The organism is Treponema lecithinolyticum ATCC 700332, from assembly GCA_000468055.1.
In the GTDB taxonomy this organism is placed as follows: Bacteria; Spirochaetota; Spirochaetia; order Treponematales; family Treponemataceae; genus Treponema_C; species Treponema_C lecithinolyticum.
In genome coordinates this window covers 145,777-169,171 of sequence record KI260554.1, presented here as the reverse complement: position 1 = coordinate 169,171, position 23,395 = coordinate 145,777, and the positions used below count along the sequence as shown (strand labels likewise).

At 43.6% G+C, this 23,395-nt stretch carries 23 protein-coding genes; 18 read left to right on the top strand and 5 right to left on the bottom strand.

What is annotated here, in order from left to right:
• Window positions 1-4 precede the first annotated feature (4 nt).
• On the top strand, window positions 5-778 hold the full coding sequence (gene udp, locus HMPREF9193_RS01435; RefSeq protein WP_021686262.1) for a uridine phosphorylase: 774 nt from the start codon (window positions 5-7) through the stop codon (window positions 776-778).
• 113 nt (window positions 779-891) lie between these two features.
• Window positions 892-2,955 carry a molecular chaperone HtpG gene (htpG, locus tag HMPREF9193_RS01430; protein WP_021686261.1) on the top strand — a complete coding sequence of 688 codons (2,064 nt, stop codon included), beginning with the start codon at window positions 892-894 and terminating at the stop codon, window positions 2,953-2,955.
• Between the two features lie 74 nt (window positions 2,956-3,029).
• On the opposite strand, the gene HMPREF9193_RS01425 is transcribed toward htpG, so the two are convergent.
• From HMPREF9193_RS01425 to HMPREF9193_RS10640, 3 genes are read right to left on the bottom strand one after another with little or no spacing between them, the layout of a single operon-like run.
• Window positions 3,030-4,475, bottom strand: a complete 1,446-nt coding sequence (locus tag HMPREF9193_RS01425) for a TrkH family potassium uptake protein (RefSeq protein ID WP_040847204.1) — start codon at window positions 4,473-4,475, stop codon at window positions 3,030-3,032.
• Window positions 4,472-5,902, bottom strand: coding sequence for a Trk system potassium transporter TrkA (trkA, locus tag HMPREF9193_RS01420; protein ID WP_021686259.1), 1,431 nt, complete (start codon window positions 5,900-5,902; stop codon window positions 4,472-4,474). Before trkA ends, HMPREF9193_RS01425 begins: the two co-directional genes overlap by 4 nt.
• Window positions 5,899-6,528 carry a hypothetical protein gene (locus HMPREF9193_RS10640; RefSeq protein ID WP_051305963.1) on the bottom strand — a complete coding sequence of 210 codons (630 nt, stop codon included), beginning with the start codon at window positions 6,526-6,528 and terminating at the stop codon, window positions 5,899-5,901. Before HMPREF9193_RS10640 ends, trkA begins: the two co-directional genes overlap by 4 nt.
• Window positions 6,529-6,661: 133 nt before the next feature.
• Between HMPREF9193_RS10640 and prfA the strand changes: the two genes are divergently transcribed.
• The 13 genes from prfA (at window position 6,662) to HMPREF9193_RS01350 (ending at window position 19,842) form a co-directional block, all read left to right on the top strand.
• On the top strand, window positions 6,662-7,747 hold the full coding sequence (gene prfA, locus HMPREF9193_RS01410) for a peptide chain release factor 1 (RefSeq protein WP_021686257.1): 1,086 nt from the start codon (window positions 6,662-6,664) through the stop codon (window positions 7,745-7,747).
• A 32-nt stretch (window positions 7,748-7,779) separates the two neighbouring features.
• Window positions 7,780-8,442 (top strand): L-serine ammonia-lyase, iron-sulfur-dependent subunit beta, encoded by a 663-nt coding sequence (gene sdaAB / locus HMPREF9193_RS01405; protein WP_021686256.1) that lies wholly within the window; start codon window positions 7,780-7,782, stop codon window positions 8,440-8,442.
• Between the two features lie 7 nt (window positions 8,443-8,449).
• Complete coding sequence (gene sdaAA, locus HMPREF9193_RS01400; protein ID WP_021686255.1) at window positions 8,450-9,349, top strand: L-serine ammonia-lyase, iron-sulfur-dependent, subunit alpha; 900 nt, start codon at window positions 8,450-8,452, stop codon at window positions 9,347-9,349.
• 1 nt (window position 9,350) lies between these two features.
• Complete coding sequence (locus HMPREF9193_RS01395; RefSeq protein ID WP_021686254.1) at window positions 9,351-10,325, top strand: substrate-binding domain-containing protein; 975 nt, start codon at window positions 9,351-9,353, stop codon at window positions 10,323-10,325.
• A gap of 2 nt (window positions 10,326-10,327) precedes the next feature.
• Window positions 10,328-11,623, top strand: coding sequence for a sensor histidine kinase (locus HMPREF9193_RS01390; RefSeq protein WP_169720441.1), 1,296 nt, complete (start codon window positions 10,328-10,330; stop codon window positions 11,621-11,623).
• Window positions 11,616-12,272 carry a response regulator transcription factor gene (locus tag HMPREF9193_RS01385; protein WP_021686252.1) on the top strand — a complete coding sequence of 219 codons (657 nt, stop codon included), beginning with the start codon at window positions 11,616-11,618 and terminating at the stop codon, window positions 12,270-12,272. The genes HMPREF9193_RS01390 and HMPREF9193_RS01385 overlap by 8 nt, the downstream gene beginning before the upstream one ends.
• Before the next feature lie 14 nt (window positions 12,273-12,286).
• Entirely contained in the window at window positions 12,287-13,612 is a 1,326-nt protein-coding gene (locus HMPREF9193_RS01380) for an extracellular solute-binding protein (RefSeq protein ID WP_051305962.1), read from the top strand.
• An 89-nt stretch (window positions 13,613-13,701) separates the two neighbouring features.
• A complete protein-coding gene (locus tag HMPREF9193_RS01375; protein ID WP_021686250.1) occupies window positions 13,702-14,652 on the top strand; it encodes a sugar ABC transporter substrate-binding protein in 951 nt (316 codons plus the stop codon).
• Between the two features lie 86 nt (window positions 14,653-14,738).
• Window positions 14,739-16,226, top strand: a complete 1,488-nt coding sequence (locus HMPREF9193_RS11135) for a sugar ABC transporter ATP-binding protein (protein ID WP_021686249.1) — start codon at window positions 14,739-14,741, stop codon at window positions 16,224-16,226.
• Window positions 16,227-16,229: 3 nt separating this feature from the next.
• Entirely contained in the window at window positions 16,230-17,216 is a 987-nt protein-coding gene (locus tag HMPREF9193_RS11130; RefSeq protein WP_021686248.1) for an ABC transporter permease, read from the top strand.
• Between the two features lie 9 nt (window positions 17,217-17,225).
• Window positions 17,226-18,122, top strand: coding sequence for a class II fructose-bisphosphate aldolase (locus tag HMPREF9193_RS01360; protein ID WP_021686247.1), 897 nt, complete (start codon window positions 17,226-17,228; stop codon window positions 18,120-18,122).
• An 18-nt stretch (window positions 18,123-18,140) separates the two neighbouring features.
• A complete protein-coding gene (locus HMPREF9193_RS01355; protein ID WP_021686246.1) occupies window positions 18,141-19,169 on the top strand; it encodes a carbohydrate kinase family protein in 1,029 nt (342 codons plus the stop codon).
• Window positions 19,156-19,842, top strand: a complete 687-nt coding sequence (locus HMPREF9193_RS01350) for a D-lyxose/D-mannose family sugar isomerase (protein ID WP_021686245.1) — start codon at window positions 19,156-19,158, stop codon at window positions 19,840-19,842. Before HMPREF9193_RS01355 ends, HMPREF9193_RS01350 begins: the two co-directional genes overlap by 14 nt.
• An 11-nt stretch (window positions 19,843-19,853) precedes the next feature.
• On the opposite strand, the gene HMPREF9193_RS01345 is transcribed toward HMPREF9193_RS01350, so the two are convergent.
• Window positions 19,854-20,702 carry a TIGR03943 family putative permease subunit gene (locus HMPREF9193_RS01345; RefSeq protein ID WP_021686244.1) on the bottom strand — a complete coding sequence of 283 codons (849 nt, stop codon included), beginning with the start codon at window positions 20,700-20,702 and terminating at the stop codon, window positions 19,854-19,856.
• The gene (locus HMPREF9193_RS01340) at window positions 20,699-21,676 is read right to left on the bottom strand and encodes a permease (protein WP_021686243.1); all 978 of its coding nucleotides are present in this window, start codon (window positions 21,674-21,676) and stop codon (window positions 20,699-20,701) included. The genes HMPREF9193_RS01345 and HMPREF9193_RS01340 overlap by 4 nt, the downstream gene beginning before the upstream one ends.
• A gap of 225 nt (window positions 21,677-21,901) precedes the next feature.
• Between HMPREF9193_RS01340 and HMPREF9193_RS11240 the strand changes: the two genes are divergently transcribed.
• Genes HMPREF9193_RS11240 through HMPREF9193_RS01325 form a run of 3 tightly spaced genes read left to right on the top strand, consistent with a single transcriptional unit; the run spans window position 21,902 to window position 23,347 of the window.
• Entirely contained in the window at window positions 21,902-22,408 is a 507-nt protein-coding gene (locus HMPREF9193_RS11240; RefSeq protein WP_040847286.1) for a hypothetical protein, read from the top strand.
• Window positions 22,409-22,440: 32 nt separating this feature from the next.
• A complete protein-coding gene (locus tag HMPREF9193_RS01330; RefSeq protein WP_040847202.1) occupies window positions 22,441-23,046 on the top strand; it encodes a hypothetical protein in 606 nt (201 codons plus the stop codon).
• Window positions 23,036-23,347 (top strand): winged helix-turn-helix domain-containing protein, encoded by a 312-nt coding sequence (locus HMPREF9193_RS01325; RefSeq protein WP_021686240.1) that lies wholly within the window; start codon window positions 23,036-23,038, stop codon window positions 23,345-23,347. The genes HMPREF9193_RS01330 and HMPREF9193_RS01325 overlap by 11 nt, the downstream gene beginning before the upstream one ends.
• The last annotated feature ends 48 nt before the right edge of the window (window positions 23,348-23,395 follow it).

The window sequence follows — 23,395 nt, the reverse complement described above, 5'->3', positions numbered from 1 at the left end:
CGTTATGCAAAATTATGCCGGTGAAAAAAACTTACAATATCATTTAAACATCCGCCCCGGAGATGTCGGACGCTATGTTATTACCCCGGGCGATCCCAAACGCTGCGAAAAAATTACACGCTATTTGGACAACGCCCGCCTTATCGCCGATAACCGCGAATACATTACGTTTACCGGAGAGCTTGACGGTGTTAAAGTAAGTGTTACCTCAACCGGTATCGGCGGACCATCCGCTGCCATCGCGATGGAAGAATTGGTGCGCTGCGGAGCGGACACTTTTATCCGCATAGGTACGTGCGGCGGCATGGACATAAACGTAAAAGGCGGCGACATTGTTATTGCAACGGGAGCTATCCGTGCGGAGGGCACCAGTAAAGAATATGCACCTATAGAGTTTCCCGCTGTTGCCGATTTAGATGTAACAAACGCCCTTATCGGCGCCGCACAAAAACTGAATATGAACTACCACTGCGGTATTGTTCAATGTAAAGATTCTTTTTACGGACAGCATGAACCGGAAACAAAAGCCGTCAGCTATGAATTGGAACAAAAATGGCAAGCGTGGCTCCGTATGGGCTGTAAAGCATCGGAAATGGAATCGGCGGCTTTGTTTATCGTTGCCGCTTATTTAAAAGTACGCTGCGGTTCAACTTTTTTAGTTGTAGGCAATCAAGAGCGGAACAAAGCCGGACTCGAAAACCCCATCGTACACGATACGGACGCCGCCGTGAGGGTTGCAATTCAAGCTGTGCGCAACTTAATCGCACAGGATAAGTAAGTTTTAGGCTTACTTTCTCCGAACACAAAAAACACTTCCGTACAAAAACAAATTTGCCGGAGCGCAAAACTTTTTAGTACATTTAAACCAAATCCATCACAAGGAGTGCTGTAATGGCAACCCATCAATTTCAAACCGAAGTAAATCAACTTCTTAAGTTAATCATTCATTCGCTGTATTCAAACAAAGACATTTTTTTACGCGAAATCGTATCAAACGCATCGGATGCATTGGACAAGCTTAAATATCTTACCTTGTCGCAAGATGCATACAAAGCAGTACAATTCGACCCGCGCATAGATATTTATTTTGACGAAACAAAAAAAACGCTTACCGTTCAAGACAGCGGCATCGGAATGGACGAAGACGATTTGAACGCAAACTTAGGCACTATCGCCCGTTCGGGAACAAAGGTGTTTTTAGAAAAACTCGAAAAAGACGCTCAAAAAAATTCCGCCCTTATCGGGCAATTCGGTGTCGGTTTTTATTCCGCTTTTATGACATCTTCACACATCGACGTTTTTACACGCAAAGCCGGAAAAACCGCTTCGGGTGCAGCGCACAGCGCATACCGCTGGTCAAGCGCGGGTACCGAATCCTACGACTTGGAAGAATTAAAACCGGATACGACAGAAGCAAAAGAATTCGGTTTTGACAACGAAAACGTGCACGGAACCGTTGTGCTTATGAAGTTAAACGACGACAGCGCCGAATACGCAAGCCGCTGGAAAGTGGAAGAGTTAATAAAACGTTATTCCGACCATATTGCTTTTCCCATTTACTTGCACTACGTACAAAAAAAATACGACGATAAAGGAAAAGAAACCGGAAGCGAAAATAAAGTCGATCAAATCAACAGTGCAAGCGCATTGTGGAAAAAACCGAAAAACGAGCTTAAAGAAGAAGACTACGACAATTTTTACAAAACGCTGTCGCACGACTCTGCAAACCCGCTGATGTACGTGCACACCCACGCCGAAGGCACGCAAGAGTACACAACTTTGTTTTACGTTCCCGAACACGCGCCGTTCGACATGTATCAAGCCGACTACAAAAGCGGCGTTAAACTGTACGTAAAACGTGTGTTTATTACGGATGACGAGCGGGAGCTTTTGCCGGCATATTTACGTTTTGTGCGCGGTATTATAGATTCGGAAGATTTACCGCTGAACGTCAGCCGCGAAATTTTACAGCAAAACCGCATTTTAAATGCAATAAAAACGGCCTCGGTAAAAAAACTACTTGGCGAATTCAAAAAAATGGGAGAAGAAGCAAAAAAAGAAGCTTCACACGCGGCTGACGGTAAAAGCGGCGATAGCCCAGGCGGTAAATCCGGCAAGGACGAAAAAGCCGGCGGCAGTACGGACGACAAAAGCAATGCGGACAAACCGAAAAGTGCAGCCGAAAAATGGAATTTGTTTGTATCGCAATTTAACCGGCCGCTTAAAGAAGGTTTGTACTCCGATTTTGCAAACCGCGACGAACTGTGCGAAATTATCAGGTTTAAAAGTACAGCGCCGGAAGGCACTGGTGAAAATAATTGGACAAGTTTTGCCGACTACGTTCAGCGCATGAAAACCGGTCAAAAAGCCATATACTATATTACCGGAAGCGACGAAGCAAATTTACGCAAATCTCCCCTTTTGGAAGCGTATAAAGCAAAAGACTTTGAAGTATTGATTATGTCCGATGAAATCGACGATATTGTGTTCCCTGCACTGGGAAAATATAAAGACTTTGATTTAAAAGCGGTAAACCGCGCCGGAAGCGATGAAGAGCTCGGAGTTGACAAAAAAGAAGCTGAAAAAAAAGAAAAAGAGTTTAAACCTATCGCCGAAAAAATCAAAAAAGCGCTTGCAGAACGCGTAAAAGACGTTGTGCTGTCAAAACGCTTGTCGGACTCTCCGTGCTGTATCGTCGTAGACGAAAACGACCCCTCGCTGCAGCTTGAGCGGATGATGAAAGCAATGGGACAAAGCGGCATGGGAGAAATAAAACCGATTTTGGAAGTAAACGCGGACCATCCGATTATTGCAACGCTTAAAGACAGCGAAGACGAAAACTATATTGCCGATGTTTCAGGGGTATTGCTCGACCAAGCTTTGTTGGTAAGCGGGGCGGAGATAAAAGATCCTGCGGACTTTGTTAAAAAGCTTAACCGTCTTTTAGTGCGCTAATACGCACTGTGCTTATAAAGCTGCAAGCGTCTGCGCGTGCCGGTACGGGGTTTGTAAATCGTGCAAACCCCGTATTATTTTTTCCAAAAAGACGGCATAAAAAATACAAGCATAGTGTACAATTCCAAGCGTCCTGCAATCATAGCAAAAGAAAACCAATACTTTACAAAGGGCGAAAAAAATCCGTAATTGCCGACAGGTCCCACCCGTGAAAAACCGGGGCCGATATTGCCGACCATGGCAAGGCTTGCACTGATCGAAGTTAATAAATCGGCTCCATCCAGCGCGGCAATAAAAGCACTGATAAACACAAGAAATAAATACAAAAACATAAAGGCGGCGACGGTAAACACAACGTCTTTGCGCCCCGCACGTTTATTAAGCTGTATATTAAACACACCGTGCGGATGCAGCATACGTTTTACTTCAACCCCCATTTGTTTGCCCAAAATTACCCAGCGGATAACTTTTATACTGCCGCCGGTAGAGCCCGAACAGCCGCCGACAAACATAAGGGCGCATAAAATCATTTGCGCTGCAGGATGCCACAAAGAATAATCGGCAGTACAAAAACCCGTTGTAGTTGTAATCGACACCACTTGAAACGACGCATAGCGTAAAGCCGCCGAAAAAGAACCGTACAGCGGCATAATAAACGGAATTACAACAGCCGTGGCGCACGCTAAAATCAGCAAATACACTTTTAATTCGGTATTTTGCAGCAATTCTCCGGCGCGTCCGGTTAAGGCGTGATAATATAAACTGAAGTTAACGCCGGCAAGCAGCATAAAAATAGTACAAATCCATTCAATAGGGGCGCTTGCATAAGAGCCGACGCTCGCGTTGCGTGAACTAAATCCGCCGGTACCTAAAGTTGCAAAGGTATGTCCTAAAGCGTCAAAAAAATCCATGCCGGCAATCATCAGCAAAGCGGTTTGAACCGCCGTAAGAGCAGCATAAATAAACCACAGAATTTTAGCCGTCATCGTTATTTTGGGTGTTATTTTGCTTTTTTCCGGTCCGGTGGTTTCCGCTTTTATCAACTGAAAACCGCCGACTCCGAGCATGGGAAGCAGTGCAACGGTCAAGGCGACGATTCCCATACCGCCCAGCCAGTGCATTTGCATCCGCCATAAATTTATACAGCGCGGCAAGTGTTCCACATCCGTCAAAATCGTCGCGCCGGTTGTCGTGTAACCGGACACGCTTTCAAAAAAAGCGTCGGCAAAAGACGGTATTGTTTTTGAAAGCAAAAAGGGAACGGCGCCCAACAAACTTGCGGCAAGCCAGGAAAGTGCAACAACGGCAAAGCCCGACCTAAAACTGAATTTTAAAGGGCGGTTTTTAAACACAAAAAAAATAAAAATTTCGCAAACAATGCATACAACGGCGGGTATAACAAAAGCCGGCATAACGGCAAACTCTCCGTATACCCACGCGGCGCAAATCGGAATCACCATTGTTGAAGCTATAACCGCTAACAGTATTCCGATAACGCGAATCAGCGAAAGCAGTATCAATTTCCCACCCCGAATGTTTCCAGCGTTGCTTTAACGTCTTTTGAATAGGTTAGCATAACAAGGCGGTCTCCGTTTTTAAACAGCGTATCGCCGCACGGAATATCAAAACACCCGTTGTCTTGCTCTTGTATTAAAAGCACGACAAAAGAACCGGGAGAAGCAATTTGTCTTAACTTTTGTCCCAAAACGGGAGAATCCGCCGGCAACACGGCTTCTATTATTTCAAGCTCGCCTTCTGCAAGCGTATGGATTCCCGTAACGCTTTCGCCGCGCAAATGGCTTAAAATGCTGTCTACAACCGCATCCTTTATCGGCACGGCAACGTCTATGCCGATATTGCGTGCAATGGAAGCATAATTGCTGCTTTGCACCAAACACACGGCTTTGCCGACCCCCAGCGTTTTCATATATGCCGAAGTTATCATATTCAATTCGTGATTGCTGGTAGCGGCTATCACTAAATCAAAGGTGTTTAAATCTTCCTCTTCTATAAAACTTTCGTCGGAAACGTCGGCATTGTATACGTTTGCATCGGCAAAGCGCTCTGCCGCTTCTTGCGCACGTTTTGAATCCGCTTCTATTATAATGAATTCGTGATTTGCTTTGTGTTTGCTGCCGAACAACCCGAACGGGGTGCGCTTTTTATAGTTGGAAATTAAACGGTCGGCAATTACCGTTCCGATTCTTCCGGCACCGACTAAAGCAACTTTTTTTAAAACGGCGGTTTTAGAACCGCACAAGGTTAAAAATTCATCTAAGTTTTTTTTGCGTGTTACCAAACCGATACGGTTGCCGGCGTTAAGCACGGTAGAGCCGGTAGGCAAAAAGGGCTCTCCGTTTTCTTCTATAAATCCGATTAAAAAAGCGCTTTGCGTCAGTTTTTTTAAATCCTGAACCCGCTTGCCTACAAGAAAACTGCCTTCCTCTACGTACAAAGACACCAATTCAAAATCGCAGTTTTCAAAATCCACAACATCGGTAACGGCTCCGTGCTCTACGGCACCGACAATGGCTTCGGCAGCTTCTATATCGGGGTGTACCATAAAATCGATGCCGTACAAAGGCCGCGTACTGTCTTTTTTGGTATCATCGTCTTTTCCCGCTGAATTGGCATAGTAATCGTCGTTGCGCACCCGGGCAATTTTTATAATATTCGGGTACACGGAATCTACCAAAGAACAAGTAATCATATTCAATTCGTCGGATTCCGTTACTGCAACCAACGCATCGGCTTTTGCAATACCGGCGTCTTGTAAAGTGGCAAGGTTATTGCCCTCGGCTTGCACAACCATACAATCAAGCCGGTTTAACGCATGGCGTACCGTTTCTTCGTTGCTTTCGATGAGGGTTACATCGTTTTTTTCTGAAATCAAGCGGCGTGCAAGCTGTGTGCCGGTAAAACCCGCTCCGATAATAATAATTTTCATTGTTTACCGTTTTTCGAATTCAATTTTGATGTGCGGTGTTCTGCAATGCCGTGTACGGCGCCGGTTACCGCAAGAACTAAAATAACCGCAGCAGCTGCTTCCAAAAAAGTATTTGCCGCTATAACAGCCCACACTACGGACCACGGAATCGCTTTTGCAAAAACGAGCGCGGTTAAAACAAAAAAAGCGTGCGCCACCGTTCCGATAAACGCCGTTAATGCGGTAGCAAGCACGACTCCTATGCGGTGCAAGGGGGTAAACACAAACGAAAAAAATCTAGATAAAAAATATACTGTGGCTGCAAACAATAAACGCGGCAAAACCGAAATCAGCGGATTTACAAAAAACGGGTCTATCGCTCCGAGTGGAGAAACAGCGGCATACACCAAAGAAGACAATCCGAATATACAGCCGACTCCCAAAGCCGTATGCAAAGCAAAAATCCCCGAGCCGCTTAAACACACGGCTAAAATAACCGGTACGTGCAACACAGTGATTGCAGTTCCTGCAAACCAAGGAATAAAGCCCAAGCGGGTTACCGTAAGCAATACGGTAAGAGCTCCCAAAGCACCGATCAAGGCTGCGGTGCGGTTTTTTTGTTGCGAAAAAGAAAACTCGTTTCCCATAGACGCAAGTTTAACACAAAAAAATAAAAAAAGAAAGCATACGTTTACCGCCGTGTACGTGCTTGTGCACTGTTCAAGCTTTCAAGCTTACAAAACGCTTGCTTGAGCGCTCTTTTTTTTATATAATTCTTTTATGATCAAACGCTTGGAACACATGGCTGAACGCTTTGACGAACTAAACAATCTTGTCCAAAATCCCGAACTCGCAAAAAACCCAAAGCAATACAAAGAACTTATGCGCGAACACGCCTATTTAAGCGAAGTAATGAATGCCTTCGGAGAATATAAAAAACTGCTGCAGGGCATAGAAGATGCCAAGCATTTGATTACCGAAGAAACGGATCGCGACATGAAAGAGTTTGCGCGAGAAGAGTTAAAAGAGCTTGAAGAAAAACAACCCGCTATGGAAGAAAAAATAAAAATGCTTTTAATTCCGCCCGATCCGCTTGAAGAAAAAAATATTATTATGGAAATTCGCGGAGGAGCCGGCGGGGACGAAGCTTCTTTATTTGCAGCCGATTTATTCCGTATGTACACGCGCTATGCCGATATAAAAGGCTGGAAATACGAAATAATGAACGCCAACGAAACGGAAGTGGGCGGCTTTAAAGAAATATCTTTTTCCATAAGCGGAAAATACGTGTACGGAAGCTTGCGTTATGAAGGCGGCGTACACCGCGTACAGCGCGTTCCCGAAACCGAATCTCAAGGGCGCGTGCATACGAGCGCCGTAACGGTTGCGGTATTGCCCGAAGCGGAAGAAACGGAAATCGAAATTAAACCCGAAGATTTGCGCATAGACGTTATGAGAGCAGGCGGTCCGGGCGGTCAATGCGTTAATACGACGGATTCTGCAGTACGTTTAACACACTTGCCCACCGGTTTGGTTGTTATTCAGCAAGACGAAAAAAGCCAAATTAAAAACAAAGCAAAAGCGCTGCGCGTTTTGCGGGCACGTCTTTTCGATTTGGAAGAATCCAAGAAAAATGCGGAACGCGCAGCGGCGCGCAAAAGCATGGTCGGCACGGGAGAGCGTTCGGAACGTATCCGTACGTACAATTTTCCGCAAAACCGCGTTACCGATCACCGCATAAATTTAACGCTGTACAAACTTGACCATATTATGCAAGGCTATTGCGACGAACTTATAGATGCGCTGTGCATTTATGCAAAAGAAGAAAAACTGCACAACGAAGAACAAAACGCCGACCGAAGCTAAAGGATACGCAGCCTTTTAACTGCGATTGAGTTATGGATATAAGCGTCTTTCAAGTTGCCGGTCCGATTATGACCGGTCCTTCCAGTTCACACACAGCAGGAGCTGCGCGCCTTGCACGTATTGCCGCCGCCGTTGCACGCCCCCCTTTTACAAAAGTACGATTCGGTCTTTCCGGAAGCTTTGCCGACACCGGTTTCGGTCACGGTACCGACAAAGCGCTGGTTGCAGGCGTTTTGGGTTTTTACGAAGACGATGAGCGTATTGCCGATTCTTTTTCTTATGCCCTAAAACTCGGCTTGGAATATGAATTTTACAAAACAGAGTTGGACGGCATGCATGAAAATTCGGCAAAGCTTACGTTTATACACAAAGACGGCTCAAGCGTAGACATAACCGGCTCTTCAATCGGCGGCGGCAGAATCCTCATTAAATCGATAGACGGTTTTGCTACCGAATTCGGTGCGGAAACAAACACTCTTGTCGTGTTCCAAAAAGACGTTCCCGGTGTTATCAGCGAAATTTCGGGCGTTTTAGCCGAAAACCGCATAAACATAGCGGTGATGAAAGTAAGCCGAACAGAACGGGGCGGTAAAGCGTGCTGTATTATCGAAACGGATTCTCCCATCGATGCGCGCTTAAAAGAAAAACTCAACGAACTGCCGAACGTTCTCGCGGTAATCGTTATAAGCGTATAGGATAACTATGTATCAGAATTTTGAACAATTAGCCCACCTTTGTTCGGCTCAACAAAAACCGTTGTGGCGCGTTATTTTAGACAACGAATGCGCGCTTCAAAACACAAGCGAAGACGCTGTGTTTGCCGAATTGGACAAACGGTTTAAAGTTATGGAAGAATCTGCACAAAAAGCGTTAAACGGACCGCTTGCTACGGCAGGAAATCTTATAAGCGGCAATGCGAGCCGCCACCATTCATACACGAAAAAACAAAACAGTTTATGCGGCAATTTTATAAACCGCGCAATTTCTCTTGCTTTATCGGTCAGCGAAGTAAACGCTTCTATGGGCCGCATTTGCGCTGCGCCGACGGCAGGAGCAAGCGGTATTATCCCCGCCGTGCTTATCGCTTTAAACGAACGGGAAGTTGATGAAAACCGGAAACAAAGTGAGCGGCTAAAAGTACTCCGTGCGCTGTTAACCGCATCGGGAATAGGAGCGGTTATCGTAAAAAACGCAACCGTTTCGGGAGCTGAAGGCGGCTGCCAAGCCGAGTGCGGTGCTGCGGCAGCAATGGCAGCCGCAGCGGCGGTTGAATTTACAGGCGGTCTTGTTGAACAAAGCTTTCACGCTTTTTGTTTTGCACTTATGAACGCCATGGGTTTAATATGCGATCCGGTAGCGGGCTTGGTGCAAATTCCGTGCGCACAAAGAAACGCAAGCCAGGCAGTAAACGCACTGGTAAGCGCGGACATGGCGCTTGCCGGAATGCAAAGCCCCATTCCTCCCGATGAAGTGCTGGAAGCGATGTACCGCACGGGCAAAATGCTTCCGCCGGAATTAAAAGAAACGGCAAAGGGTGGTATTGCGTTCACCAAAAGCGCAAAACAATTGGCAAAAACGGTTTTACAAAATAACGGGTTTTAAGATGAGTTTATATAGGCTAAAAAATAAAGCAGTTTTCGTATCTGGTTTTGTTTTAATGCTGTTATTTGTCTTTTTTATTTTTTTTATACAAAAACCGCCTTTAAAAAACAAAAATCATATTCCGCGGAAATTCGGCGCAACGTATATGACTATGGACAATCAATACTTTGAAGTGTTAAATTCCGCTATCGAAGAAATCGTCGTATCCAACGGAGATATATTGATAACGCGGGACCCCGAACAAAATCAACAAAAACAAAACGAACAAATTCTTGATATGCTGTCTATGGGGTGTGAATTTATTTTTATAAACCCTGCAGACTGGAAAACCGTTACCCCGGCACTGCTTGCATGTTCAAAACAAAAAGTTCCGTTTATTATCGTAGGCACGGATGCATACCAAGCAAACCTTGCCCTCAGCGTTATTTTATCCGATAATTACGGCGCCGGTATACAAATAGCAAAAGACCTTATTGCCAAGCGTAAAAAAGCAAAAATCGTTATTATGTACGACAAAGTTATAGCTTCAACCGATTTGCGTGCTCAAGGTTTTTTAGATACGATTAAAACCTCGAATTTGGATTATAAAATCGTATATATGCTTACCAATACCACAAAACTAATTCCGTCTATGATAGAAATGCAAAACTTTATAGAAACGGATCCGGATTTTGACGTATTTATCGGAGGAAACGACCCTACTATGCTGGGTGCTTTTGCCGCTATGAAAAAAGCGCAACCGGAGCGCACAACGCTTATATACAGTATAGACGGCTCACCTTCAGGTAAAGAAATGATTCAAAAGGGCTATATAGAGGGGACGGTTGCACAGTTTCCCTTAAAAATGGGAAAAACAGCGGCTCAAACGGCATACGCGTACTTAAACGGAAAGTCCATTGAAAAACGTATATGTATTCCGGTGGAATTGATTACACGCAAAAACCTTAACCGGTTTGACGTACACGGATGGCAATAAGTATGGAACAAAGTGCAAGCATTCAAAAAATAAAATATTTTATGTTTGCCCTTAACGTAAGCGCGTGCCTTTTTATTATGGCAGTTATAAAATCGACGTCGTATACGGTTTGTGCGTTCGGTAAAGCAAGCGAATTTTTAGCCGGAGCCAATTGCATCCCCTTAAACCCGGCAGCATCTTTTGCCCATACCCTTATCGTATGCACGGGATTTTTTATAACTTTTTTAATCCGCCGTTTTATCAGTGTACAAAAAACAAGCGTGTTTTATACAACCTTTGTTATAGATATTATTTTAAATATGCTGCTTTTAAAAACCACAAACTGTAATTACAACGGTTTTATGCTGTATCTTTTAGCAAACATAATCGATAACGTAGAAAAATCATGGCGCTATCCTGCAATGATTTTCGGAATATTCATATACATGCTTTCAAGTTACGAGTTGGTTAATTCGTTTTATCCGTTGTTTTCGGTGCGCAGTTATATGTTGTTTTATCCTCATTCTATAAGCCGCACTTTACTTTTTATTTTTTATACGCTTTCCGCCCTTAATATGATTAGTTTTACCGTTTTTTGCATTAAAGTTATTCAAGAACAAAAAGACATTATCGACGAAAAAAACAAACTGTACGGTGAACTAAAAAAAGCCAACGAAAAACTAAAAGAGTACGCCGACATAAAAGAAAAAATGGGACAAACAAAAGAGCGCAACCGCCTTGCTATGGAAATACACGATTCGGTAGGGCATTCTTTAACCGGTATTTCCGTAGGAGTCGACACTTGCCTTGCCATTATGGATAAAACCCCCGCTGCGGCAAAAACGCAATTACAAGTTATTTCCGGAGTGGCAAAGGACGGTATTGCAGATATACGCCGTTCAGTAAGCACATTGCGCTCCGACTCCGGCACACAAACACCGCTCGACCAAAACATTAAAAACATGATTGAAAAAACCAAACGCGCAACAGGCATTGAAATTCAATTTATTTGTTACGTACACTTATGTTTTGGCGAGGACGAAGAAAACGCTATTTTTAGAATAATCCAAGAAAGCGTTACCAACGCAATCCGCCACGGTAAAGCAACAAAAATTGTTATCGTTATCTCCAGCCAAAACGACAACTTGGAAATAGTTGTATCGGATAACGGATGCGGCTGCAAAAACTTAATCGACGGATTCGGCATTACTCATATGAAAGAACGAATCGCCCTTTTGCACGGAAGCATCGGTTTTATTTCTCACAATGGCTTTACGGTAGAAGCTCTTTTACCGCTACGGGAAAAACAAAATGATTAAAGTACTTATTGCTGACGACCAACAGCTTATAAGAGAAAGTTTGCAGCTGTGGCTTGAAAACAAAGAAGACGTTGTCATTACCGGAGCCGCTTCAAACGGCGCGGAGGTTTTGGAATCCATAGAAAAAGAAAAACCGGACGTTATATTAATGGATATCCGGATGCCCAAAATCGACGGTGTGCAATGTACAAAAAAAATAAAACAACAATACCCTCATATAAAAATAATTATTTTAACAACATTTGATGACGACATGTACGTATACAACGCGCTAAAATACGGCGCCAGCGGTTATTTGCTCAAAGGAATTGCTTTGGATGATTTATACGAATCGATAAAAACTGTGTATAACGGACAATCGATGATCAATCCGGATATAGCATCCAAAGTACTTAAATTTTTTTATGAAATGGCAAATCAAGGTATCGGCATGGCATTTGACAATAAACACGAGGAAAATCTAACCGCTGCAGAATGGAAAATCGTGCGCGAAATAGAAAAAGGCGCTTCAAACAAAGAAATTGCGGCAGCTTTATGTCTTTCGGAAGGCACGGTAAGAAACTATATTACCGCCATATTGGATAAGTTGGAATTACGCGACAGAACACAGCTTGCAATTTGGGCGGTACAAATGAGTTTAAGTTCATAGTTAAAGGAAAACAAATGAAAATCCGCAGTAAACACATAATCTATGCACTTATTTTTATAGTTTTTTCGGCAGGAGCCGCCCTGGGTTCCGTTTTTTATTTACAAAAAACCAAAACAATTACACTGGAATTAGGTATGTTTGTCGACAGCAATTGGGAAATGTCGCAAGGCGACAACTACCGAATTATAGACACCGCTATTGCAAAATTTGAAAAAACCCACCCCCATATCCGCATCCACTATTATTCAGGTATTAGAAAATGCGATTACGAAGAATGGTTTTCTCAACAAGTGCTGTTAGGAAAAATCCCCGACGTTGCTATGATTTTAAACAGCCAATTTAACAAATTGGCAGCCATGCATCTTTTAAAAAACCTCGACAATATGGTACAAGCGGATGCTTCTCTTAAAAAAACCGATTATTTTACCGGAGCGTGGAATTCGGGTATGTACAGGAATGCTTTGTACGCCCTGCCCTATGAAGTAAACTTTATGCTTATGGCAGTAAATAAAACCTTGCTCGACCGACACGGCTGTGCTCTGCCCGGCAAAAACTGGACATGGAACGATTTTTATTTTTTGTGTAAAAAAATGACCGCCGACAAAAACGGAGATTTTGCTTTAGACAGCGCCGGCGTGTGCCGCTACACGTGGCAGCAAGCCGTTTACTCAAACAACGCCCGTTTGTTCGACGATGCGGGAAAAAAGTCTTTTTTTTCAAATCCGAATGTTGTTGAGTCGGTACGTTTTATGCAAAACCTTACATCGCTGACAGAAGAACAAATTTTTACCCAACAGGATTTTGATGAAGGAAAAGTTGCTTTTATGCCCTTATCTTTTGCGGAATATCGTATGTACACATCTTATCCTTATAAAATAACAAAAAACCTCGATTACGAGTGGCGCTATTTAACTATGCCGGCAGGCTTTGCCGGAAGCAATGTTTCCGAAATGGACACGCTTTTGATGGGGATCAGCGCATACACAAAGCATGCGCAATACGCTTATGAACTTTTAAAAACCTTTGTATACGATAACGAAATACAAACCGCCTTATACCGCTATGCAAACGGAGCATCCGCATTACGGCGCATTGCCGTTTCCGATGAAGCGATGCGCCTTTTAACCGAAAACATGGACACAGATGATAAGCAATACAACAGCTCTCTTTTGTCGTATATTATGAATTACAGCATTGTGCCTCCCAAATTCCAAAATTACGAAGAACACATGGTTTTTGCCGATACAAAAATAAAGAGTATTATTGCGGAAAAAAAAGATGCGGGCATTAACTTGCAATCGCTGCAGCAAACCGTGCAAACCCGATTGGAAAAACAATAAAAAATGACATTTGTCATAGTAAATTGATGACAAATAGCACTTGTGCTTTTAATATAAGCCTTTATACTGAATAGTATAAGGAGGCGCATATGAAAAAATTCGCAAGCGCATTAATTTTGTTAATAGCAGCCGTAAGCCTTTTTGCCAACGGTTCAAAAGAAGCCGGAATGAAAGACGGCGCCAAGCACTATAAATTCGGTTTTACGTGCATGGACCAATCCAACCCGTTTTTTGTTTTAATTGAAAAAACAATCCGTCAAGAAGTTGAAAAACGCGGAGACCAATTGATTTCCGTAGATCCGGCAAACAACGTTACCCGCCAAATACAGCAAGTGGAAGACGTTATTGCCCAAGATATCGACGGTATCTTTTTGAACCCGGCAGAAGCTGAAGGCATTATTCCCGCTTTAGATCAGTTAAAAGCGGCGGGAATTCCTATCGTTAATTTCGATACCGAAGTTGCAGAAATGAGCTATGTTGCAACATACACCGGATCGGATAACTACAACGCCGGTAAAGTATGCGGCGAAGACCTTGTAAAAAAATGTCCCAAGGGCGGAAAAATTATTGTTTTGGATTCTCCGACAATGAACTCCGTTGTAGACCGGACAAACGGTTTCCTCGATGCCATTAAAGGTCATAATTTTACCATTGTTGCTCAGCAAGATGCAAAAGGCAATTTGCAAGTTTCAATGGGTATTGCCGAAGACCTTTTACAAGCAAACCCTGACGTCGTCGCCATTTTCGGCGGTAACGATCCTACCGCGCTAGGCGCATTGGCGGCAGCAAATGCCGCCGGCATTAAAAATGCTAAAATTTACGGCGTAGACGGTTCGCCCGATATAAAAAAAGAATTGGCAAGCGGTAATTCCTTAATAGAAGGAAGCGGCGCACAGTCTCCGATGGCAATTGCAAAAAAATCCGTTGAACTGATGTACAAAATCGTAAACGGAGAAAAAGTCGATGCACGCTATCCTGTTTCGACCTTTTTAATCACAAAAGACAACGTTGCAAAATACGGAACGCAAGGCTGGCAATAAAAACCGGCTTTAGCCTGCACCGTCTGACAAGCCGGCGGTGCAGGCTGTTTATGCCGCACATTTTTTTATTTTAAGGACAGCAACCCATGAGCGAATACACATTGCTCGAAATGAAAAACATTCACAAACGCTTCCCCGGAGTATATGCGTTAAAAAACATACATTTTGAATTAAAAAAAGGAGAAGTACACGCTTTACTCGGAGAAAACGGAGCAGGAAAATCCACATTGATTAAAGTGTTGGGCGGAATTTATCAAGCCGACGAAGGCGAAATTTACATTCAAGGAAAAAAAACCGCCATACATACTGTTTTTGACGCACAAAAAAACGGTGTGGCAATTATCCATCAAGAATTGGTTCTTGTGCCGTATATGACTGTTGCCGAAAATATTTTTTTAGGCAGAGAACCGCTTAAAAACGGTTTTGTAAACAAACCCAAAATGAACGCCGAAACCGAACAATTGCTCAAAGACTATCATTTGAATTTCGGACCGGAAACATTGATTGCCGATTTAACTATCGCCCAACGGCAAATGGTGGAAATCGTTAAAGCGATTTCATTTAATTCAAAAATTCTAGTAATGGATGAACCCACATCTTCCATTTCCGATAAAGAAGTAGACTTTTTATTTACCATCATAAAAACGTTAACGCAAAAAGGCGTCGGCATTATTTATATTTCTCATAAAATGAGCGAGCTGTGGCAAATATGCGACCGCGTAACGGTTTTGCGCGACGGCGAATATGTAGGAACTGAAACGGTTAAAAATATAACAAAAGATGCGCTTATTTCCATGATGGTCGGGCGGACACTCGAACAGTATTATACACGGGAATTTCAAAACCCGTCGGAAGAAATTTTACGTGTTGAACACTTGTCCGACGGCAATACGGTACAAGACGTTTCTTTTACCGTGCGCAAAGGCGAAATCGTCGGAATGGCGGGTCTTATCGGAGCCGGCAGAAGCGAAACCATGCACTGTATTTTTGGTTTGAAAAAAAAGTATACGGGAAAAATCTTTTTACGCGGAAAAGAAGTTCGCTTTAAAACAGCGGTTCAAGCCGTAAACGAAGGAATGGCTTTTGTTCCCGAAGACAGAAAACTGGAAGGTTTATACCACGTCCAAAGTGTTGCATATAATACATCCATAGAAGTTTTGCATGAATTTATTACAGGTATTTTTTCTAATAAAAAACGGGAGGCCGAAATTGCACAAAAATACACAGGTATGATGAAAACAAAAACACCCTCTCTTGAACAAAGCGTCGGCTTGCTTTCCGGAGGAAACCAGCAAAAAGTTATGATCGGCAGATGGCTTGCAACAAAGCCTGCCGTTTTAATTTTGGATGAACCGACCCGCGGTGTAGACGTAGGTGCAAAAGCCGAAATATATGCAATTATGAACTATTTGGTAAAACAAGGAATTTCCATCATTATGATTTCATCAGAGCTTCCCGAAATCATCAATATGAGCGACCGTGTTTATGTTATGGCACAGGGAAAAATAACCGGCTGTATCGACCACACGGATGTAAGCCAAGAAAAAATAATGAAGCTTGCGGCGGAGGAATAAGGTATGAATAACGCTTGGATAAAAAAATTACATATCGGACGCGGAATCGGACGGTATTTTAAAGAGAACATGGGGATTATAATCGCTTTTATAGTGCTGTATTTGTTTTTATCTTTAAACCCTGCAACGGCAAAAGCGTTTTTAAAATCGCAAAATATGTTTAACGTATTGCGCCAAATATCCACCAACCTATACTTGGCATGCGGTATGACTATGGTTATTATTTTAGGCGGAATCGATTTATCGGTCGGTTCGATAGTAGCTCTTTCCGGTTGTATTGCTGCCGCCGGAGTTGCCCGTTACGGACTGCCCATACAAGCGGCGGTTTGTATAGGCTTAGTTGTCGGTGTTGTATTCGGTATGTTTAACGGCGCCATTATAGCAAAAACAACTATCCCGCCCTTTATTGTAACACTCGCTACAATGGATATTGCACGCGGTTTTGCTTATGTATATACCGGCGGCTCTCCGGTACGCATCGTTTCCAAAGAATGGCAATTTATCGGCGCCGGTTATATCGGCGTATTCCCCACACCTGTAATTATATTGGCTGTTGTTTTAATTCTAACAGGAATATTGATGAACAGCACCCGCTTCGGGCGGCATATCTATGCGGTAGGCGGAAACGTTCAGGCTGCTGTCTTTTCGGGAATATCCGTTACAAAGGTAAAATTTTGGGTATACACATACTCAGGTTTTATGGCAGGAATTGCAGGCGTTGTTTTAGCTTCCCGTATGTATTCGGGACAGCCGACGGCAGGAAACGGAGCGGAACTTGACGCAATAGCGGCAGTTGTTGTCGGCGGTACGTCTATGTCCGGCGGGGCGGGAAAAATCGGCGGAACCATTATCGGTGCTTTAATTATAGGATTTTTAAATAACGGCTTAAACTTAATGAACGTTAATTCCTTTTGGCAATACGTAGTAAAAGGATTGGTTATTTTACTCGCCGTGTTTATGGATTTTTTAAGAACACGCAACAAAAAATAGAGGTTTTTTATGTTAGTTTGTTTATCCGAAATTCTTAAATCGGCGCAGCGCAAAAAAATAGCATGCGGCGCTTTTAACATTACAAACTGGCAAACCGCTCAAGCAGTGTGTAAAGCTGCCGAAGAAACAGGAAAAGCGGTTATTATGGAATATGCGAGCGTACACAGTCCGTTTTTGGAAATTTCAGATGCCGCTGAAATTATGCTGTATTTTGCCCGTAAAACAAAGGTTCCGGTCGCCGTACACCTCGACCACGGTTCAAGTTTTGAAGTGTGTATGCAGGGTATACGACTCGGTTTTACTTCGGTTATGATCGACGCGTCAACCTTGCCGTACGAAGATAATATCCGTTTAACGCAAGATGTCGTACGGGCAGCTCATGCGGCAAACGTATCGGTAGAAGCCGAACTGGGGCGGATTTTTACTTTACAAGCGGACGGCAGCACAACGGCTTCCGGGAACGCCCACAAAACAGCACAAACGGAAAATCCCTACACTGATCCTCAAGCAGCACGGGAATTTGTTAAACAAACAAAAGTTGACGCCCTTGCAATAGCGTTCGGAACGGCACACGGCATTTATAACACAAAACCGAAGCTTGACCTTGAACTTGTAAAAAAAATACGCAAAGAAATAAAAGTTCCCCTCGTTATGCACGGCGGATCCGGATTAACAAAAGCCGAATTTCAAACGGCTATACAAAACGGTATATCTAAAATCAATTATTATACGTATATGTCTTTATACGCAGCTCAAGCGGTTAAAGAAAAAATAAACAAAACGGATACAGCTTCCGCCAACACAGAACAAGCACCTGTTTTTTTTCACGATATTTCGGCAATTGCCGTTGAAGCCATGAAGCAAGACGTTAAAAAAGTTATAGAGATTTTTTCCGAAACCCCGTAATCCCGTAAGGAAGTACGCATGAAAAAAGGAATTGCAGTAGCAGGTTCTCTCATCGTAGATACGCACTATGCTGTGCCGTTGTATCCGGCAGAAGGGCACTTAACCGAAATTACCGATGTACACACCGATGTCGGCGGAACCGGAAATCTTATTTTGGATTTGGCAAAGCTTGATGGCAGCTTGCCCGTAAAAGTTTCGGGTTTTGTAGGGTACGACGAAGCCGGTGAGTACATTCTTTCATCTTTTGCCCCGTACGCAAACATCGATACTGCAAATATAACCAGAGAAGGAAAAACCGCAACAACTTTAGTGATGGATGCACACAATACAAAACAGCGTACTTTTTTTCACTTTCCGGGCGCAAACAACGTATACGGCGAACGCTATATCGATTGGAATGCTTTGAACGCCGATATTTTTCAACTTGAATATCTTCTTTTAATGCAAAAACTTGATGAGGCGGATTCCGGATACGGTACTCATGCGGCAAAAATTTTATGCCAGGCACAAAAACGCGGATTAAAAACGTCGATCGATATGGTTTCACGCCATGGAGCGCACGTACAACCTATAGTACGTGCGGCTTTGCGGTACACCGATTTTTGCGTAATCAACGAGTTGGAAGCGACAGAAGTTACCGGCATTCCTTTGAATACGGCAACAGCCAACTTAAACGACTTAAACAGCCGAGCAAAAAAAGCTTTGCACACTCTTGCGCAATACGGCGTTTCAACATGGGTAATTATTCACTCTGCAGAATGCAGCTTCGGCTTAGATTGTAAAACGGCAAAAACCTATACTCTTTCCAGCCTTAATTTACCTGCCGGTTATATAAAGGGAAAAACGGGAGCAGGCGATGCATATTGCGCGGGTGTTTTGTACGCAGCATATACAGAACAGCCCATAACCGAAGCGATGAAGCTGGGCACCGCATGCGCTTCGTGTTCCCTTTCAAAATTAAACGGAACAGACGGCTTACGAGCGTATAAAGATGTGTGTGCACTGTACGATTTATACAAGGAAAAAAAACGCTGTGAAGAGATCTGAAATCAATCGCGTTATTAAAGAAATGGAAACCCTTATCGAAAAATTTAATTTTTCTTTGCCGCCTTTTTGTTTTTGGACACCCGAAGAATGGCTGCATAAAAATCATGAATACGATGAAATACGAGATAATATGCTCGGATGGGATATTACCGACTTCGGTCTCGGTGATTTTGACAAATGCGGATTTGCCCTCATAACGCTTCGCAATGGAAATCAACATAACCCGAAATACAAAAAAACCTATGCGGAAAAATTGCTTATGCTGCGAGATGGGCAAACAGCGCCCAGACATTTTCATTGGAAAAAAAGCGAAGACATAATCAACCGCGGCGGCGGTACTTTATGCATCGGTGTATACAACGGTGCACCGGACGGTTCTTTGGAGCAAACGGAAGTGCTCGTTAACAGCGACGGTCGCTCTTATTACGTAAAGCCCGGAACAAAAATTTTGCTGCAAGCAGGACAAAGCATCACTCTGTGGCCGTACCAATATCATGATTTTTCGGTTGTTGCAGGTTCCGGTACCGTCCTTATAGGCGAAGTGTCGCAATGCAACGACGACACCACCGATAACCGTTTTTACGAAAATATCGGACGCTTCCCGAAAATCGAAGAAGACGAAAAACCCTACCGGCTATTGTGTAACGAATATCCGAGCGCCGGACAAGCATAGTTTTTCTTATTTTACATCTGCGGATACACGTATGCGTCAAAAGGCTGCGCTTTTGTTATCGACTCCACTTGAACTTGTGCTTCCGGATTACCGTGGTATTCTCCCACAACGATTTTTCCGGTTACGCTGAGCCATTCGCCTTTTTCCAAGGTGTCAACACCGTTATACCGGCACACAAGACCATAGGGAATTAAATCCGCCGCGCAGCACACCATCAAAAGGCGCGCAGGTATAAATTCTTGTTCGCCCATAAACTGCGGATCGTGAAACATCATTCCCGTAACGGTAATGCGGTAATCTTCAAATTCAAAAGGATATTTATAAATAAGATCTACCCATTGTAAAAATTCTTCATTATCGATTGCAATGGTTTTATTTTTTTCATCATAGCCTGCAAGAAAAGACGCCCGTTTACGCGCCGCTTCCGAATCTGCTTGGCTTGCCGTTTCATCGCTTTGCGTCAGCGTTTGCGCCGGCACAGTTATAAACGGGTTGTTTTTTATAGTGCTTTGAGCCGGCGACGACTGCACCGAAGCGCGTCCGATACCGGGGGCATAAGAAAGCGAATTGATGTCTATTTGTGAGCGCGGTAAAAGCAATAAAATAAAAGGAATAAGTATAACTGCGGACGCTGTCGGCGCAAGAGAGTGCTGTCCTGCGAACGCGGATTTTACCGCAGAAAATGCCCACAGCAGCATAACCAGTGCCGTAAAAAAAAGCCACGGTTTCATACGCGGAGTAAGGTAAGATAAAAAAGCGTCGGTAAAAGTCAGTTTAAAAAGAAACAAGCCGAATAAGGCACAAACGGCGGCTTCCGCAAGCGTTTGTATGTCAACATTTTTTTTGTTTATACTGTTCATAGTATCGCCTCCAAGCCGCAAAGCATACACAGTAAAAGCACTGCATAACACACAATAAAAGAGGAAATCAAAAGGCGAAAACTGAATTTTTTAGTAAAGCCGCCTGAAAGCATAAGGATGTTTTTTATGTCCATCATCGGACCGAATACCAAAAAGCCTAACACCGCACCGATTGAAAAACGAGGCATAAACGTGCGGGCGACCACAGCGTCGGAAGACGAGCACAACGAAAATAAAAATGCAAATGCCATCATTACAAACAGCGAAACCGCTTTGCCCGAAAACGATGTACTGAACGGCAGCTTACCGCCGACCACTTGAAAAACTGCAGAGATTGCAGCACCTACAATTAAATAAGTCCCTACGCTAAAAAACTCAACTCGCGCATGTTCCAAAAAATGCACAAAGCGGTTTTGCGGCTTTCCGCCGGTGTTCGTTTTACCGGGGACAGGTGTGTGCTCTTCATCCGCTGCACAGGAGCAGCAAGCTTCGTGTGTGTGTTCATCGCTGTGTGCACAACCGCACGAACATCCGTTTACTCCGCCGAAATGCTCTCCTGCAAGAAGCACTTCTTTCGGCTCGCGGATTAAAAAGGATAACCCGATACACACTGAACAAAAAATACCGAGCAAAATACGGACTGCAACAATGCGCATATTTCCGTTAAAAGCATAATACGTGGAAAGAATCACAACCGGATTAATTACCGGAGCGGCAGTCATAAATATAACGGCTGACGTTAGCGGTATTCCTTTTTTTACCAAACTGCGGAATACCGGAATGGAAACGCAGTCGCATACGGGAAGACAAAATCCGCCCATCAGCGAAAACAAAATACCGAGCGGAATATTTTTCGGAAAATGCCGCTCTATAAATTGCTTGGAAACAAACAGTTGTATTAAGGAAGAAAGCAAAACTCCGGTTATTAAAAACGGAAAAGCTTGTAAGATGATTCCTAAAAAAGCCAATATCATTATATGTACTCCTACCCTAGCGGCGGCACAATTTGCAACTCGTTTGCAAATTTAACGCTTCTTTCGGCTACTGTCAATAGAAGCTCAATAGTTATAGTAACAACAATAATAAGAATGAATTACAAAGCTATTGCCTCAAAAACGTCCCCCGTCGCCAAAACCCTGTTTTATAAAGTACTTTACAAAACAAAGCATATGTGCTATAGTCTTTTTAAGGAGTTTGATATGAAAAAAATTATCTTCTGTATTTTGTTGTTGTGTGCCGTATGCACTTTTTCGTTTGCAAAAGAAGGTTGTGCTTGGAATAAAAGTTCCAAAACGGGCGTCGGTATTGATTATGCCCTGGTCGGCAGGAACAATAAATTCGGCATATCCGCTGCTCTTACTTCGCCGTGGCTGATTGCCAATTCTCTGGGGTTTCGGGCAAACACGGAATACTTTTTTCCGAACAAGGAAAACCGCAACGGCTTTTTTGTTCTTGACTGTTCCGTTATGGGCGGTCACATTATGAAAACGGCAAATATCCGCTTATATGGCGGCGGCGGCGCTTTGTTTTTGTTTCCGATGAAAGACGGGGAACCTAAAGCTAAGTACGGCGGACACGGTTTTTTCGGCTTTGAATATTTTATGGATGAAACCCCGGTCGGTTTAAGCCTTTTTACGGAAATAGGCGGAGGAAACTTAGGTTTTTGTGCAAAAGCAGGCTTGCGCTACACCATTCCCATACGCTAAAATTATAAAACTATTTATAAGCGGAGCAAATGATGAACAGCGAAGAAATAAAAGAACGACTGGCGCTGATCGGCGCGTTAGCAGAAGATGCGCAAGCCGGCTTTGAAACAATGCTCGTTCCTTTTTTGCTGTACGGCATCGCTATTCCTGCCGGAACTGCCGCAACGTACTTTTTTGTTCATTTGGAGCTGGCAAAATTCGTTTGGCTTTTTTGGCTTGCGCTCGTAGGACTTTGCCAGCTTTTTTTGTCGCTGTATTTTCGGCGGGATCGGCAGGTAAAAATACAAAGAGCATCCGACCGTATTTTTGCCGCTTTATGGGGCAGCATAGGTTTTACAATTATGCTGAACTTTGTATTCTTTATGGTCGGAAAAATCGCATTCGCTGTAATATTTTTTAACATCGGAATTCTGATAGCCATAGGCAGCGCCGTCAGCGGAACTCTCGTACAAAAAAAAGTTCAGCTTTTAATGTACCTTGAAAGCGCCCTCTGGGCGGCGTGTGCCCTCAGCTGCCTGCTCGTCTCTCCGTATAACGCACCGTTTGTTATCGCCGGCGCAACCTTTGCATTGCTGGCAATTCCTGCCTTTACAGGATTACTTATTATGAGAAAAAAGAAAACCGGCGATGAGCGATGATAAGCGGCGCGGCGCTTCGTTCGACCACCGCGCTTTCGACGAACAGCTGTCCTCCCGTTTACGGCTTGCGGTTATGTCCGTTTTGCTCGGCTGCGAAAAAATTGAATTTACCGCTCTGCGCGATAAAGTGCACGCGACCGACGGCAATTTAACCGCCCACTGTAAAAAACTCGAAAACGCCGGCTATTTAACAGTGGAAAAACTTTTTGTAAACCGCAAGCCGCTGACTCTCTACAGCGCAACGGCTTTGGGACGAAGCGCCGTAAAAAAATATGCGCAGCAACTCGCTTCCCTTTTATAAAACTCCAGTTCTCACTATTGTCATAATAAAAAAAACATACTATATTAC